Raw genomic sequence first — 14,919 nt, 5'->3', positions numbered from 1 at the left:
GGCGTCCGGCTCGGTGCGAACGGTCATCGCCTGCTACCGCCCGAGCAGTCCTGCGCCTCGTGCTCGGCGGCCGCGCCGACGGCCGAGTAGCGCAGGTACATCAGGCGCGCGGCCTCGTGCCGGGAGCGGCGGATGCCGTCGAGCACCAGGCCGGCGGTCCAGGCCAGGCTGCCCAGCAGCAGCAGCGTGAAGCCGAGGAACAGCGTGGGGAAGCGCGGTACCTCGTGAATCCGGTAGAACTCGATCACTATCGGCGTGATGAGCACGATCGACAGGATCCAGGCCAGGGTGCCGAACAGGCCGTAGAAGGCCACCGGCCGCTCGTGCCGGGCCAGCCCGATGATCAGGCGCAGGATCTTGAAGCCGTCGTGATAGGTCCGCAGCTTCGACTCGCTGCCCTCGGGCCGGTCCTTGAACCCGACCGGCACCGCGGTCTGCGGCACGCGCAGGTGCAGCGAGTGCACCGTCAGTTCGGTCTCGATCTCGAATTCGCGCGACACCGCGGGGAAGCTCTTCACGAACCGCCGCGAGAAGACGCGGTAACCGGAGAGCATGTCCTCGACGTTCTCGCCGAACACCTGGGCGACCACGCCGTTGAGCACCTTGTTGCCGGTCTCGTGGCCGGGCCGGTAGGCCGATTCGCCCGCCGATTCTCTGCGCACGCCCAGCACGTGGTCGTACGGACCGGACAGCAGCGCCTCGATCATCCGCGGTGCGGCGGCGGCGTCGTAGGTGTCGTCGCCGTCGATCATCAAATAGATGTCGGCCTCGATATCGGCGAAGGCGCGACGGACGACATTGCCCTTGCCCTTGCGATATTCGTGGCGCACGATGGCGCCCGCCTCGCGCGCCTTCTCGGCGGTCGCGTCGGTACTGCGATTGTCGTAGACGTACACGACGATTCCGGGCACGGCGGCTTTGAGGTCGCTGACGACCTTCGCGACCGAGGCCTCTTCGTTGTGGCAGGGGACAACTGCGGCAATGCGAAGCTCGGTGGGGTCCACCCGGTCAATCCTCGATGTGATCGGTAGGCGAATACGAACACGGGGAGGGTACCCGAGATGGCTGGGGTACCGTCGCCGAGTGTCCAGCAGTGAGCCGGCGGCCGTCGATCCCAGCCCCGCCGATACCGTCCCCGTGTCATTCGCGGACAAGGTGCGCACCACCCTCAAGCAGGGCAGCGCCTTTCTCGTGGTCGGTCTGATCGGCCTGGCCGTGGACGCGGGCACCTACAACCTGCTGGTGTTCTGGGGCGGGGAGGGTGTGCTGTTCGACCGGCCCATCGTCGCGAAGATCATCGCGATCGGCGTCGCCACGGTCGTCACCTATTTCGGCAACAAATGGTGGACCTTCGCGCACAAGAAGGGCGGATCCGCGGCCCGCGAATACGTCCTGTACGCGGTGTTCAATGTGATCGCCATCGGCCTGCAATTGAGCTGCCTCGGGTTCTCCCGATACGTGCTCGAACTGTCGAGTCCCTTGGCGGACAACATCTCCGGAACACTGGTCGGCCAGGCTGTCGCGGTGCTGTTCCGCTACTGGGCCTACGACAAATTCGTCTTCACCGGAACACCGGAAAACGACGAAAGTTCGCAGCCCGCCCGGGTTCTGGACTGAGTGGCGCGACGTGGCGAACCCTGGGGCGCGTACGGGACGAAGCGGCCGTGACCCCGCCGCAGCGCAGCGGAGAGAATTGAATACTGTTATTCTCTGCGCGCCGTGCGTGACAGTGGGTGTTGGTCCACGTCAGGGTATTGCCGGTATCTGAAAGTTTTCGAGCGATGTCGAGGGATTCATGGATGCGTCGGCTGGCCAAGCCGTGACCGAAATCAATGACCGGCAGACCGCCGGAGCCCCCGCGACGCTGCGGGCGGATCATGTCGCGCCCGAGCGGCTGGTGCTGCAACGCGGTTTGTTCACCGGACCGGCTCCCCGGATCAGCGACGATCTATACGCGGTGGTGAAGGGCGGCAAGGCGCATCGCGAGCGCTTCAGCCTGCGCCTGGACAAGGGCGCCACCGCCACCACGAACACCTACTTCGGCCGGTTCGCCGCCAGCTACTGGCAGCGCTGGACCACCGTCACCGCCGTCGAGGTCGCGATGACCCTGGAGGTGGGCGGCCGCACCAAGGTGCGCCTGGCCGCCTCGGACATCGCCGGGCACCGGCGGGTGGTCGCCACCGCGGAGACCCGCGAGGACGGCCGCGTGGTGCTGAGCACCGCGCTGGACATGTACATCGACGGCGGCGCGCTGTGGCTGGAATTCGATGCCATCGGCGGCGACGTCCTGGTCTCCGATCTGGCCTGGAGCGCACCCGCGCCCGAGACGGTGCGGCCGGTCGCCATCGCGATCTGCACGTTCAACCGCGCGCCGGACTGCGCGAACACGGTCGCCGCGCTGGCCTCGGACGCCACCGTGCTGTCCGCCATCGACGCGGTGTACGTCGTGGATCAGGGCAGCGATCTGGTGCAGGATCAGCCGGTCTTCCAGGAGACGGCGCCGGTGCTCGGGGACAAGCTGCGCTACCTGCGCCAGCCGAATCTCGGTGGGGCGGGCGGCTTCACCCGCGGCCTCTACGAGGTCTCCGCGGCCAACGAGCACGCCGACGTCATCCTCATGGACGACGACATCCTGTGCGAACCGGAAACGGTGCTGCGGCTCAACGCCTTCGCGAACATGACCGTCGAGCCGACCCTGGTCGGCGCGCAGATGCTCTTCCTCTACAACCCCGACTTCCTCAACGTCGGCGCGGAGGAGACCGATCTGGCCAAGCTGCGGCACGGCCAGAAGGTGGCCAAGGCGCTGCGCAACACCAGCATGCTCAAGAAGCATCAGGAGCGCCGCGTCGACGCGGGCTACAACGCCTGGTGGACCTGCCTCATCCCGGCCGAGGTGGTCGCCCGCATCGGGCTGCCGGTGCCGATCTTCTTCCAGTGGGACGACGTGGAATACGGCCTGCGCGCACGGGAGAACGGTTTCGTGACCGTCACCATGCCGAACGCGGCGGTGTGGCACGCGGACTTCTATTGGAAGGACTTCGACGACTGGGCGCGCTACTTCTCCTCCCGTAACTCGCTCATCGTCTCCTCGCTGCACACCGAGCTCGATCCCAAAGCCGTTACCCGCCAGCTCTTCCGGGAGATCGGCGAGTACCTGGTCGGGATGCAGTACGGGCTGGCGCACACCACGCTGCAGGGCATCGAGGACTACCTGAAGGGCCCGGAGATCCTGCGCGACGGCGGCATCGCCGCGCTGGCCGCGGCCCGGGGCTCACGCAACGAGTACGCCGAGACCATCAAGCATCCGGCAGCGACCTCGCCGATTCCCAACGCGCACCTGCACGTGCGCCGGGCCGGCGGCGAGCCCAGCCGCCCGCTGCTGATCCTGTTCAAGCGGGCGCTGAACCAGTGGACCGGCCGGGTGATCCCGGGTCCGGTGGCGGTCACCCGCGAGGACGCGCACTGGTGGCACGTCGGCCTGTTCGGCGACGTCGTGGTCACCGATGCCTCGCAGTCGGGTGTGCGAGTTCGCCACCGCGACAAGGAGACCGCCCGCAAGCTGCTGATCCGCGCCTACCGGGTACTCAAGAAGCTGCGCAAGGAACTGCCCGATCTGCAGCGGCGCTGGCGGGCCGCCATGCCCGAGCTCACCAGCCGCGCGAACTGGGAGCGGCTGTACGGGATCGATTCCGGAAAGTAGCGCCCGGCCCGGCGGAACGAAAGAACCCGAGATCGCTCTCGGGTTCTTTCGCGTTGTACCGCAGCGGTATTCGGAGCGTATGCCGCGGAAACCCGTCTACAGGAACAGATCCGTGGACAGCGGGCCGTCGCCCGGCACGACGCGATACTTGTCCAGGTCCGTGATGCCGTGCGCGGCGAGCACGTCGTCGTCGATGAAGAAGTTGCCGGTCGTCTCCTTGGCCGGCGAGGTGAGCACCAGGTACGCGGCGTCCGCGTAGATGTCCGGCGTCCGCGAGGTGGCGACCATCTCCTCGCCGCCGAGCAGGTTCCGCACCGCGGCGGTGGCGATCGTGGTGCGCGGCCACAGCGAGTTCACGCCGATGCCGTACTTGCGCAGCTCCTCGGCCAATCCCAGTGTGGTGAGCGACATTCCGTACTTGGCGATGGTGTAGCCGAGCGAGCCGCCCGCCCATTTCGGGTCCAGGTTCAGCGGCGGCGACAGGGTGAGAATGTGCGGATTGCGCCCGGTCTGCGCGGACTCGCGCAGCGCCGGGATGCTGAGCTTGGACAGCAGGAAGCTGCCGCGGCAGTTGATGTCCTGCATGAGGTCGTACTTCTTCATCGGCAGGATCTCGGTGGGGGACAGGTCGATCGCCGAGGCGTTGTTCACCACCATGTCGATCCCGCCGAAGGTGGCGATCGTGCGCTGCACGGCCTCGGCCACCGCGCCGTCGTCGCGCACGTCCCCGACGAACTTGAGCACCGTGCCGCCCGCGGACTCCAATTCGGCTGCCGCCGTGTGGATCGTGCCCGGCAGCTTGGGATGCGGCTGATCGGTCTTGGCGATCAGCGTGATGTTCGCGCCGTCGGCGGCCGCGCGCTTGGCGATCTCCAGCCCGATGCCGCGGCTGCCGCCCGACATGATCATGGTCCGGCCCGCCAGCGGCTTGAGTGCTTCGGTCATCTCGGCTCCCTGCTCTCTGCTTTCGCCCCGGGTTCGATGATCCGCGCGTCCGTGCGCGAACGGAGCGAAAACCCTCCAATCCGGACAGTAGGCCGAATTCGGCCACTATGCAACTAGGTGCATATGGGTGTCGGGGGTAGTGCCTGCGCTACCTCGGCCGTCCGGTCCGCGCCACCGCAGAGAAGGGCGTGTGCGGCATCGGAATCGCGGCCCCGGATTCCTAGGCTCGATGGAGCCGGGAAAACCGGTCCGAACAGGAGGAACGCCTTCTCATGACGACATTTCGGGGGTACCGCGCGCGCCGCGCGCCAGCCGTGATCGGCGTACTGGCCGTGCTCGCGACGGCCGCCTGCGCGAGTGCGGACCCGGCCGGCGCGCCTGCCGCCCGGGACCGGGACGACGCGCTGGGCGCGGCCCTGGCCGCGGTGGTGGATGCCGGGTTCCCGGGCGTGCAGGTGGTGATCACCGACGCCGGCGGACAGCGCGTGCGCACCGCCGGGCGGGCCGATCTGCGCACCGGCGCGGAGTTCGCCGCCGACGCCCGCGTGCGGATCGGCAGCAACACCAAGACGTATGTGGCCGTGGTGATCATGCAGCTGGTCGCCGAAGGCGCGGTGGCCCTGGATGATCCGGTGGAGAAGTACCTGCCGGGCGTGGTGCGCGGCAACGGCAACGACGGCACCCGGATCACCGTGCGGCAGCTGCTCCAGCACACCACCGGGCTGCCGGACTATCTGGCGAGCGGTGATCCCGCGGCGGCACACGAGCCGAATTCGCCGCAGCTGCGAGGGGACGCGGCCGAGCTGCGGTCCCGGCACTTCACCCCGCGCGAGCTGGTGGACATCGCCATGAGCCTGCCGCCGCAATACGAGCCCGGTGCGCGCTCGGTGTACACGAACACCAACTACATCCTGCTCGGGATGCTCGTCGAGCAGGTGACCGGACAACCCGTCGCCGCCGAGATCCAGACCCGCGTACTGGATCGGCTCGGCCTGCGCGACACCTACTTCCCGGCGGACGGCGAACAGGTCATCCGCGGTCCGCATCCGCGCGGATACGAGGAAAGTTCCGGGGAGCGCGTCGATTTCACCGATCTCGACCCGTCCTGGGGTGGCGCGGCCGGCGCCATGGTCGCCACCGGCGCCGATCTCAATCGCTTCTTCCGCGCCCTGCTCGCGGGGGAACTGCTGCCCGCGAACCTGCTCGCCGAGATGCGGGTGACCGTGCCGTTCGACCGCATGCCCGGCGCGGGCTACGGCCTCGGCCTGATCCGCCAACCCGTGTCCTGCGGCGCGGAGGTCTGGGGTCACGGCGGCAGCATCCCCGGGTTCGAGACCCGCAACGGCGTCACCGCCGCGGGCACCGCGGTGACCGTCATCGTCAATCAGCTGCCGGTCAGCGAGGCGCAGGCCGACAAGGTGACCGCGGCACTCGATACCGCGCTCTGTTCCTGACCCCGGCGCTTCCGCCGCCCCACTCCCCGCGCCCGGCGTGCTTCCCCGCCCGCGCGTCATTCGCCCTGCCCCCGAGAGGAATTCATCTTGCACAGCGGAAAGCTCTTCATCACCGCCGCCGCCACCGCGCTGGCCGCCGTCACCGGTGCGGTGGTGGTGGACCGGGTGGTCGCCGCGCCGCCGGCCGCCGCCACCGAGGCCGACCTGGGCCGCTACTACGGGCAGCACCCGAATTGGGTGGGCTGCGGTGTGCAGGCGCTGGACGAGGTGGGCGCGCAGTGCGCCGACATCACCGTTCCCGTGAATTACGCGGAGCCGCAGGGGAAGACGATGACCGTCGCCATCTCCCGCATCGCCGCCACCGATCCCGCGCAGCGCCGCGGCGTCATGCTGTCCAACCCCGGCGGCCCCGGCGGATCCGGGCTCGACCAGTTCATCCGTCTGCTCCCGGCCATGACGCCCGAGGTCCGCGCGGGCTACGACCTCATCGGCATGGACCCGCGCGGGGTCGGCCGGTCGACGCCGATCGACTGCGGCTGGACCACCGGTTTCGGCCTGCAATCGGCGGGCGTGGACGGCACGGGGTTCGCCGAGTCGGTCGTGACCCAGGGCCGGCTGGCCGCCGAATGCGTTGCGAACCAGGGTGATCGGCTGGCCTCGATCTCCACCCGCAACACCGCCCGCGACATGGACGTGGTGCGCGGCGTGCTGGGGCAGGAGCGCATCAACTACTTCGGCACCTCCTACGGCACGTACCTGGGCGCGGTCTACATGCAGATGTACCCCGAGCGCAGCGACCGCATGGTGCTGGACAGCGCGGTGGATCCCGAGCGCTACGGCGCGGTCGGGATGATGCAGGACATGGGCCCCGCCAACGAGGCGGCCCTGGACCGCTGGGCGGACTGGGCCGCGGCCCGCGACGGCGAGTACCACTTCGGCGCGACCCGTGCGCAGGTCCGCGCCACCGTCGAGTCCATGATTCGCGGCGCGGCCGAGAAGCCGCTCCGGATAGGCGAATTCGACGTGGACGAGCACTGGCTGCCGATGCTGCTGTTCACCGTGCTCGACGACGCGCGCAACTATCCGACGACCTCCGCGCACGTGCGCCTCTACCTCGACGCCGCCGCGGGCAAGGCGGTGACGCCCGATCCCGAACTGGCGGCGACCATCGATCGCATGCTGAACGGCAAGCCGGAGAACATGTCCGCGCAGATGACCATCATGTGCGGCGATGTGGGTGTGCCCCGCGATCCGTCGTGGTACTGGCGCAACATCGAGGCGGCGCGGGCCACCCAGCCGATCTTCGGCGCCTTCGCCAACAACATCACCCCGTGCGCGTTCTGGCCCGCCCCCGCCGAGGAGCCGACGACGATCGGCAACGCGCTTCCCGCCCTGGTCATCCAGGCCACCGGCGACACCCGCACGACGTACGCCAATGGCGTGGCGATGCGCAAGGCGCTCACCGGCTCCCGCCTGGTGACCCTCGAGAACGTGGACATCCACAGCGTGTACGGCCGCTACCGCAACACCTGCGCCTGGGGCGCGATCAACACCTACTTCGCCGACGGCACCCTCCCCGCGACCGACATCACCTGCCGGGACGACGAGTCCGGAAACTGACCGGTCCGCGGCCCGCCCCTCGGAGGGCGGGCCGCGGTGGCGCTCAAAGGCGCGGCGCGGCACCGAGATACGCGAGCACCGCCAGCACGCGGCGGTGGCCGACCTCGTCGGCGTGCAGGTTCAGCTTGGCGAAGATGCTCCGGATGTGTTTGAGGACCGCGCCTTCGGAGACGACCAGGCGGGCGGCGATCGTCGCGTTGTCCAGGCCCTCGGCCATCAGGGCCAGCACCTCGCGCTCGCGCGGGGTGAGCGCGGCGAGGGGGTCGTCCGCCCTACGGCGGACCAGCAGTTGCGAGATCACCTCGGGGTCCATGGCGGTGCCGCCGTCCGCGACCCGGCGCAGGGACTCCAGGAAGCGGTCGACCCTGCCGACCCGCTCCTTGAGCAGATACCCGACCCCGCCGGAACCGTCGCCCAGCAGTTCGGCGACATAGCTGTCCTCCACCCAGTTCGAGAGCACCAGCACCGGCAGTCCGGGGTGAATCTCGCGGGCCCGCACCGCGGCTCGCAGCCCGTCGTCGGTGAAGGTCGGCGGCATGCGCACATCCACCACCACCGCGTCGGGGCGGTCGGCGGTCACCAGGGTCAGGAAGTCCCCGGCATTGTCGACCGCCGCCACCACCTCGATACCGGCGGTGCGCAGCAGCAGGACCAGACCCTCGCGCAGGAGGGCGTCGTCCTCGGCGATCACGACCCGCATGGCAACTCCACGCGCACCACAGTAGGGCCACCGGCGGGACTGGTGAGCCGCATGTCCCCGTCCAGGGCCCGTGCCCGCCGCCGGATGCCGGCGAGCCCGCCGTCCTCGGTCTCGTGCGCCCCGCCGACCCCGTCATCGGTGATGGTCAGCACCAGCAGTTCGGGCGTTCCGCCCAGGTGGACCGAAACATGCTCGGCCCGCGAGTGTTTGGTGGCGTTGGTGAGCGCCTCGGCGATGACGAAGTAGGCCGCGGCCTCCACCGCGGCGGGCCGCCGCGCACCCGGCTCGATATCGACCACGCAGGGGATGGCTGAGCGGGCCGCCAAGGCCGAGACGGCGCTGGCCAATCCGCGATCGGCCAGCACCGGCGGATACACGGTGCGCACCACGTCGCGCAGTTCAGCCAGCGCGGCGGTCGCGGTGTCCTGGGCCGTGCGCACCATGGCGTCCGCCGCCGCCGGATCCGCGCCGCGCAGCTGCTCGGCCAGCCCCAGCTGCATGATCACCGCCGCGATCCGGGCCTGCGCCCCGTCGTGCAGATCCCGCTCGATCCGCCGCAGCTCCGCCCCGTGCGCGTCCAGCGCCGCCGCCCGGGTCGCGGTCAGCTCGGCCACCCGGTGCGCGAGTTCGGCCCCGTCGGCCGGGGCCAGCAGCGCCGCCGCGGTCCGCGCCGTCAGCCGGGCCACCGCGGGCGTCTGCAGGGCGAGCCAGCCCAGCGGCGCCGCGATCAGGGCCGCCGCGACCGCCGTGCCCCACGAGGTCACCGTGAACCCGAAGTTCGTCACCGATCCCGGCGGCGTCAGCCGCCAGTAGACCGGGACCAGCGCCTGGTTCAGCACGGCGACGGGCAGCAGGATCGCGACGCTCCCGACCAGGGTTCCGGTGACCGCGTGCAGCACCAGCCACCCGAGGTCCCGCAGGTTGGCGGGATCCCGGGCGACCGTGGCCAGTTGGTCACGCAGCGAACCGGTCATGGGCTGGTAGGGCGCCGCGATGGGCTCACCCAGATAGCGCGCGGCCTGCCGCCGGTCGACGGCCACCAGCCGCCGCACGAGCCGCACCGCCTCCGGCACCGCCGGAATACCCAGCCCGATCAGGCAGAATGCGCCCACCACCGCGAGTCCCACCACCGCGAACATCGACAGCAGCGCGGTCAGCCCACCCATCGCCAAGTACCCCACCGCCGCGGGCAGTCCCCGCAGCCGTCCCAACACCCATCGTCCCGGCCTCATCGGCCCATAACTGGAACGCTCGTTTCAACCCGTCGCGCCACACCAGCACCGTTCACGCTCTCATTCTCCGCATGCCGCGGAAGTCGGCGCGCGGGCACACCCGCGCCCGGCGGTCACGAACCTCAGCCCGGGCCACGACCCGGGGCGGAAGCACCCGCACCGTCGTTGTCGTATTCGTTGCCGCCCCGGTTGCCACCGCCGGAACCGCCGCTCCGCCGAGCCCGCGGGCGGTCGCCCGGATCGCCCGCTTCCTGCTCGGCCGTTCGGCGAACCGCCGCGACCGCGCCTCCGCCCGCGCTCCCGAGCCGAGAACGGGGCCGGGGCGCGGCCGCGCCGGATCAGCGGCGGCCGCCCTGACGCTGGCGGTACATGCGGCGCTGTTCCTTGCTGATGTCACGCCACTGCTTCTCGCGTTCGGCGCGGGCCCGCGAATCGGTGCGGGCCGCCATCCACTCGTTCTCCCGGGTGAGTTTGCGGAAGCTGTCCAGCCTGCGCTGGGGCAGCTCCCCGGACTCGATGGCGGCCAGCACCGCGCAGCCCGGCTCCCCGATGTGCGAGCAGTCGCTGAAACGGCACTGCGCGGCAAGGGATTCCACCTCGCTGAAGGTGCGGCCCAGGCCCTCGGTGGCATCCCACAGCCCGATCGAGCGCAGGCCGGGGGTGTCGATGAGGGTCCCGCCGCCGGGCAGCGGCCGCAGCTCGCGGTGCACGGTGGTGTGCCGCCCGCGCTTGTCGCCTTCGCGAACGGCGTTGGTGGCGAACACATCCGCGCCGAGCAGCGCGTTGGCGAGGGTGGACTTGCCCGCGCCGGACGGTCCGAGCAGGGCGACGGTGCCCTCCAGCAGCGCCGTCAGCACCTCCATACCGAGACCGGAGGCGGCGCTCACCGCGACCACCGTGGCCCCGGGCGCGACCGCGCGCACCTGATCCAGCGAAAGATCCTCGGCCAGATCGGCTTTGGTCAGCACCACCACCGGCTGCGCCCCGGATTCCCAGGTGAGGGCGAGCATGCGCTCGATCCGCCCGAGATCCACGTCGCCGTCACCGGGCGAGCACAGCAGGACGGTGTCCACGTTGGCGGCCAGCACCTGGCTCGCCGAGCGCGCCCGGGCGTCGGAGTGACCCGAAACCGCCGCTCGCACAATGGCGGTGCGGCGCGGCAGCAGTCGCCGCACCACGGCGTCGGTGAGCAGCCGGTGGGTGGTGGGCGCCGCGCCGGAATCACTGCCGAGCGCGACCCAGTCGCCCGTGCACAGACCGCTGACCTCGGAATCCGAGCGCGGGCAGCGGGCGCGCACGATACGCGCGGTGGCGTCGGGCAGACGGGTGGTGGCGAACGGAACGGCCACATCGCATTCGCTGCGATCCATGCGCAGCACGCGCGCCGGAATCACCGAATCATCGAGCAGCGGAAGGTAATCGGTCGCTACGGAAGCGGTCCAGCCGTAGGAATTGAGCAGGTCGAGATCGACCAGAGACATGATGGGGGGTCCTTCGACGGGCCGAGCCCGTCATTCGGACTCAGCGCAGGGGGTTCGAGGTGGATACGCGCGCGGCGAGGGCTCGCGCAGGCACGACAATCCGCACTGTCGTAAACACGTAGATCCACCTCCTTCTCTTCCCTGGGCGGTCACCGAGGCGACCGCGAGCCGAATAAGAACGTCACCACCCTGTCAGGTCGGTCGCGGGTGCGCAACCGATTTTCCTACCTGGGCTTTCGCCCCGGCGACAGGGTCAGGATGTGGCCTTGTCCGGTTCGGCCCGGCTCGGTTCGGGCGCGGCCGACCGCTCCTGCGGCGGGGTCTGCTCCGGCTTGTGGAACTGCTCGCGCCGACCCAGCCGCTGCAGGCGCAGCCACTCCATGAGCCCCTGCGGATCCTTCTGCTGGATCAGGAAGAACCAGCCGAACCGGGCCAGTTCCTGCGGCAGCAGCTTGCGCATCCCGGGCTGGGCCATCAGGTAGCCGCGGTTGCGGTAGGTGAAGTACCGCTTGACCGGGTCGTCCGGGTACTGGGTGTGCATGCGCCCGCCCAGGATCGGCTTGAACTCCTCCGAACCGTTGGGGTGCAGGTAGGCGGTCTGCAGACAGGTGCCGAACGGCAGCCCGGACCGCACCAGCCTGCGATGCACCTCGACCTCGTCACCGCGCACGAACAGCCGCAGGTCCGGGACGCCGATGACGTCCACGGCCTGCGCCGAGACCAGCGCGCCGTTGAAGAGCGAGGCGATACCGGGCAGGAAATCCTCGTCGCCCAGCTCGGAGCGCAGCCGCCGCCACACCACGCCGCGGCGCAGCGGGAAGGCCAGCCGATCGGGATCGTCGATATCGGCGACCACCGGAGACACCTCGACCAGCCCGTGCCGCTGCGCGCAGTCGAACAGGGTTTCCAGCACCCGCGGACCCTCGGGCCTGCCGTCGTCGTCGGCCAGCCACACCCAGTCCGCGCCCATGGTCAGCGCGTGCAGCATGCCGAGCGCGAAACCGCCGGCGCCGCCGAGGTTGTGTTCCGAACCCAGGTAGGTCGATTCGATGGACTGGTTGCGCACCAGCTCGCCGACCTCGGGCTCGTTGCCGTTGTCGATGACGATGAGGTGATCGATGGCCCGCGTCTGGGTGGAGAGCACCTTCAGCGATTCGGCCAGCAGTTCGCGGCGTTTATGGGTGACGACGATCGCGACGATCCGCGCGTCGGCACCGAAGTTGGGGGTCATCTGCTCGGTCATGCGGGATTCCGTTCGGGTTCACGTTCCAGATCCCGCAGCACCTGGGCCACGTGATCGCCCGCCTCCGGGCCTTCGTACGCGCGCACCACTTCCTCGATGCCGCCATGCATGCGTACCTGACCGTGATCGATCCACATAGCCGAATCGCAGAGCTGCGCCAGGAATTCATTGGAATGGCTGGCGAAGACCAGAATGCCGGAGCGGGACACCAGCTCCTGCAGGCGAACTCGCGCCTTCTTCATGAATTCGGCGTCGACCGCGCCGATCCCCTCGTCCAGCAGCAGGATTTCGGGGTCGATGGAGGTGACCACGCCCATCGCCAAGCGTACGCGCATGCCGGTGGAGTAGGTCCGCAGCGGCATGGCCAAATACTCACCCAATTCGGTGAATTCGGCGATCTCGTCGATTTTCCCGAGCATCTGCTTACGTGTCTGCCCGAGGAACAGACCGCGAATAATGATGTTGTCGTAGCCCGACACCTCGGGGTCCATGCCGACGCCGAGATCGAAGACCGGCGCGACGCGGCCGCGAATCCGCGCGCTGCCCCGGGACGGTTCGTAGATGCCCGAAAGCAGCCGCAGCAGTGTCGATTTGCCCGCGCCGTTGTGGCCGACCAGACCGACCCGATCGCCTTCCTTCAGGGAAAGGTTGATCTCGCGCAGCGCCTCCACGACCACCACGTCGGACTGATTGCGTCCGATGGCGCCACCGGCCTTGCCCAGGAACGCCTTTTTCAGCGACCGGGATTTGGCGTCGAAGATCGGGAACTCCACCCACGCGTTCTGGGTCTCGATACTCACATGGTCGGTCATTGAGCCTTCACACCCAGTAGGGGACGCGGGAACGGTACTGCTTCATGGCAAGTATGGCGACTATCCAGCCGATGACGGTGATCGCCAGGACCACCAGCCAGCTGCGCAGCACGATCGGATCCCCGAGCAGCGGCGCGCGCACGATCTCCAGGTAATGGTAGGTCGGGATCAGCTCGGCCAGTTTGGCGCGATCGCTGGCGGTGCCGGTGAGCGCGGTGGTCTTCCACATGACCGGGGTGAGCACGAAGAGCATGAGCGTGGTGCTGCTCAGAATCGGGGCCAGGTCGCGGTAGCGGGTGCTGAAGATGCCGAAGGCGATGGTCACCCACAGCGCGTTGAGGAACAGCAGCAGCAGACCCGGAATCGCGAGCAGGACCGTCCAGTCCAGATCGCGCCAGATGCTGAACGCGGCCAGCATGACCACGTAGATGATCAGGTTGTGCGCGAAGAACAGGAACTGCCGCCACACCATGCGGTACACGTGCACGCTCAGCGCCGACGGCAGCTGTTTGATCAGCCCCTCGTTGGCGATGAACACGTCCGAGCCCTCGAGGATGCTGGCCGAGATCACGTTCCAGACGATCAGCCCGACCGTGACATAGGGCAGATACGAGGTCAGCGACTGCCCGAAGAGGGTGGCATAGAGCACGCCCATGGCCGCGGCCTGCAGACCCGTCGCGATGGTGATCCAGAACGGGCCGAGCACCGAGCGGCGATAGCGCTGCTTGATGTCCTGCCACCCCAGCGCCAACCACAACTCGCGCTGGGAGAAGCCGTCACGAAAGTCCTTGAACGCGCGACCGAAGGACTGGGAATCGGACTTCAGCACCACCGGATCATTGTCCGGTTGTACCTCGGTCGTTGCCGAGTCGGGGGGAGCAGCAGCAGGCACAGCACCCGACCTTAGCTCAGTGCGATTTGCCTCCGCTCCGCTCCGGCGTGGTTCGCGGCCCCGAAGTCTCGTTCTTCCCTCCCTCCGCTCCTCCGCTTCGCTCCCCCGCTCCACTCAGTCCAGAACGAGACGGCCGCGAACCTTGTTGTGGGGGTAGCTCAGGTGGGGTTGCTCAGAGGTATTGCCCACCACCGCTGGTGGGGCCACCGTGGCCTTGCGGGTCGATCGTGCTCGCGCCGGACGGCAGTGCGTGGCGCATCTGTTCCAGTTGCGCGCGGGCCGCCATCTGCTGGGCGAACAGGGCGGTCTGGATGCCGTGGAACAGGCCTTCGAGCCAGCCGACCAACTGGGCCTGGGCAATCCGCAGTTCGGCGTCCGAGGGGATGACGTCGTCGCTGAAGGGCAGGGCGAGGCGTTCGAGTTCTTCGCGGAGTTCGGGGGCGAGGCCCTGTTCGAGTTCGCGAATGGAGGTTTTGTGGATTTCGCGCAGCCGGGTGCGGCTGGCGTCGTCCAGCGGCGCGTGCCGGACCTCCTCGAGCAGCTGTTTGATCATGGTGCCGATACGCATGACCTTCGCGGGCTGCTCCACCATATCGGCGAGCGATTCTTCCTTTTCGCCTGATTCGCCGGGGTTTTCGTCACCCACGACCTGCCCCGTGAACTCCACCGATTCGCCCCCGCGCCCGGCGTTCGCCGGAACGATCAGCGGCTTGCCCTCGGGGCCGATCACGACAATGGATTCCGGCGCCCCATCCGATTCCGTCATGCCCCTATCATGTCGCAACGGGGTCGCCTTTGCTTCACGCCCTGGTGAGTGCAGCAAACACCCCACACCGTTAC

General features: G+C 69.0%; 12 protein-coding genes and 1 pseudogene. 4 read left to right on the top strand and 9 right to left on the bottom strand.

Features of this window, described 5'->3' with window-relative positions; genetic code table 11:
• Positions 1-23: 23 nt before the first annotated feature.
• Entirely contained in the window at positions 24-1,004 is a 981-nt protein-coding gene (locus ACWIGI_RS02825; protein ID WP_454200635.1) for a glycosyltransferase, read from the bottom strand.
• Positions 1,005-1,083: 79 nt separating this feature from the next.
• Here ACWIGI_RS02825 and ACWIGI_RS02820 point away from each other — a divergent pair, with 79 nt between their 5' ends.
• Positions 1,084-1,617: a GtrA family protein gene (locus ACWIGI_RS02820; RefSeq protein ID WP_454200634.1), complete on the top strand. Its 534-nt coding sequence runs from the start codon at positions 1,084-1,086 to the stop codon at positions 1,615-1,617.
• A 178-nt stretch (positions 1,618-1,795) separates the two neighbouring features.
• On the top strand, positions 1,796-3,700 hold the full coding sequence (locus ACWIGI_RS02815) for a glycosyltransferase (RefSeq protein ID WP_454200633.1): 1,905 nt from the start codon (positions 1,796-1,798) through the stop codon (positions 3,698-3,700).
• Positions 3,701-3,796: 96 nt separating this feature from the next.
• On the opposite strand, the gene ACWIGI_RS02810 is transcribed toward ACWIGI_RS02815, so the two are convergent.
• On the bottom strand, positions 3,797-4,645 hold the full coding sequence (locus ACWIGI_RS02810) for an SDR family oxidoreductase (protein ID WP_454200632.1): 849 nt from the start codon (positions 4,643-4,645) through the stop codon (positions 3,797-3,799).
• A 272-nt stretch (positions 4,646-4,917) separates the two neighbouring features.
• On the opposite strand from ACWIGI_RS02810, the gene ACWIGI_RS02805 reads away from it, so the two are divergent.
• A complete protein-coding gene (locus ACWIGI_RS02805; protein ID WP_454200631.1) occupies positions 4,918-6,099 on the top strand; it encodes a serine hydrolase domain-containing protein in 1,182 nt (393 codons plus the stop codon).
• A gap of 87 nt (positions 6,100-6,186) precedes the next feature.
• A complete protein-coding gene (locus ACWIGI_RS02800; RefSeq protein ID WP_454200630.1) occupies positions 6,187-7,719 on the top strand; it encodes an alpha/beta hydrolase in 1,533 nt (510 codons plus the stop codon).
• A 43-nt stretch (positions 7,720-7,762) separates the two neighbouring features.
• Here ACWIGI_RS02800 and ACWIGI_RS02795 read toward each other — a convergent pair whose 3' ends face one another.
• The 7 genes and pseudogenes from ACWIGI_RS02795 to ACWIGI_RS02765 form a co-directional block, all read right to left on the bottom strand.
• Positions 7,763-8,419 carry a response regulator gene (locus tag ACWIGI_RS02795; RefSeq protein ID WP_454200629.1) on the bottom strand — a complete coding sequence of 219 codons (657 nt, stop codon included), beginning with the start codon at positions 8,417-8,419 and terminating at the stop codon, positions 7,763-7,765.
• Positions 8,407-9,633, bottom strand: a complete 1,227-nt coding sequence (locus tag ACWIGI_RS02790; RefSeq protein WP_454200628.1) for a sensor histidine kinase — start codon at positions 9,631-9,633, stop codon at positions 8,407-8,409. The genes ACWIGI_RS02795 and ACWIGI_RS02790 overlap by 13 nt, the downstream gene beginning before the upstream one ends.
• A 356-nt stretch (positions 9,634-9,989) precedes the next feature.
• Positions 9,990-11,132: a ribosome small subunit-dependent GTPase A gene (gene rsgA / locus ACWIGI_RS02785; protein ID WP_454200627.1), complete on the bottom strand. Its 1,143-nt coding sequence runs from the start codon at positions 11,130-11,132 to the stop codon at positions 9,990-9,992.
• A gap of 328 nt (positions 11,133-11,460) precedes the next feature.
• Positions 11,461-12,375 (bottom strand): annotated as a pseudogene (glfT1, locus tag ACWIGI_RS02780) (galactofuranosyltransferase GlfT1); the annotation flags it as partial.
• Entirely contained in the window at positions 12,372-13,187 is an 816-nt protein-coding gene (gene wzt, locus ACWIGI_RS02775) for a galactan export ABC transporter ATP-binding subunit Wzt/RfbE (protein ID WP_454200626.1), read from the bottom strand. The pseudogene glfT1 and the gene wzt, both read right to left, overlap by 4 nt.
• Before the next feature lie 7 nt (positions 13,188-13,194).
• Complete coding sequence (gene wzm / locus ACWIGI_RS02770) at positions 13,195-14,019, bottom strand: galactan export ABC transporter permease subunit Wzm/RfbD (protein WP_454200625.1); 825 nt, start codon at positions 14,017-14,019, stop codon at positions 13,195-13,197.
• 232 nt (positions 14,020-14,251) lie between these two features.
• Entirely contained in the window at positions 14,252-14,845 is a 594-nt protein-coding gene (locus ACWIGI_RS02765; RefSeq protein WP_454200624.1) for a bacterial proteasome activator family protein, read from the bottom strand.
• Positions 14,846-14,919 lie beyond the last annotated feature (74 nt).

The sequence above is a fragment of the Nocardia sp. NPDC055321 genome (genome assembly GCF_053645575.1).
Note: the sequence above shows the minus strand (reverse complement) of the source record. Positions and strands in the feature narration are given on the sequence as shown.

What these genes read in the sequence shown, in the direction of transcription:
- ACWIGI_RS02810 (WP_454200632.1), bottom strand. Translation starts at nt 4,645, where the DNA reads ATGACCGAAGCACTCAAGCCGCTGGCGGGCCGGACCATGATCATGTCG.
- ACWIGI_RS02765 (WP_454200624.1), bottom strand. Translation starts at nt 14,845, where the DNA reads ATGACGGAATCGGATGGGGCGCCGGAATCCATTGTCGTGATCGGCCCC.
- wzt (WP_454200626.1), bottom strand. Translation starts at nt 13,187, where the DNA reads ATGACCGACCATGTGAGTATCGAGACCCAGAACGCGTGGGTGGAGTTC.
- ACWIGI_RS02815 (WP_454200633.1), top strand. Translation starts at nt 1,796, where the DNA reads ATGGATGCGTCGGCTGGCCAAGCCGTGACCGAAATCAATGACCGGCAG.
- rsgA (WP_454200627.1), bottom strand. Translation starts at nt 11,132, where the DNA reads ATGTCTCTGGTCGATCTCGACCTGCTCAATTCCTACGGCTGGACCGCT.
- ACWIGI_RS02805 (WP_454200631.1), top strand. Translation starts at nt 4,918, where the DNA reads ATGACGACATTTCGGGGGTACCGCGCGCGCCGCGCGCCAGCCGTGATC.
- ACWIGI_RS02795 (WP_454200629.1), bottom strand. Translation starts at nt 8,419, where the DNA reads ATGCGGGTCGTGATCGCCGAGGACGACGCCCTCCTGCGCGAGGGTCTG.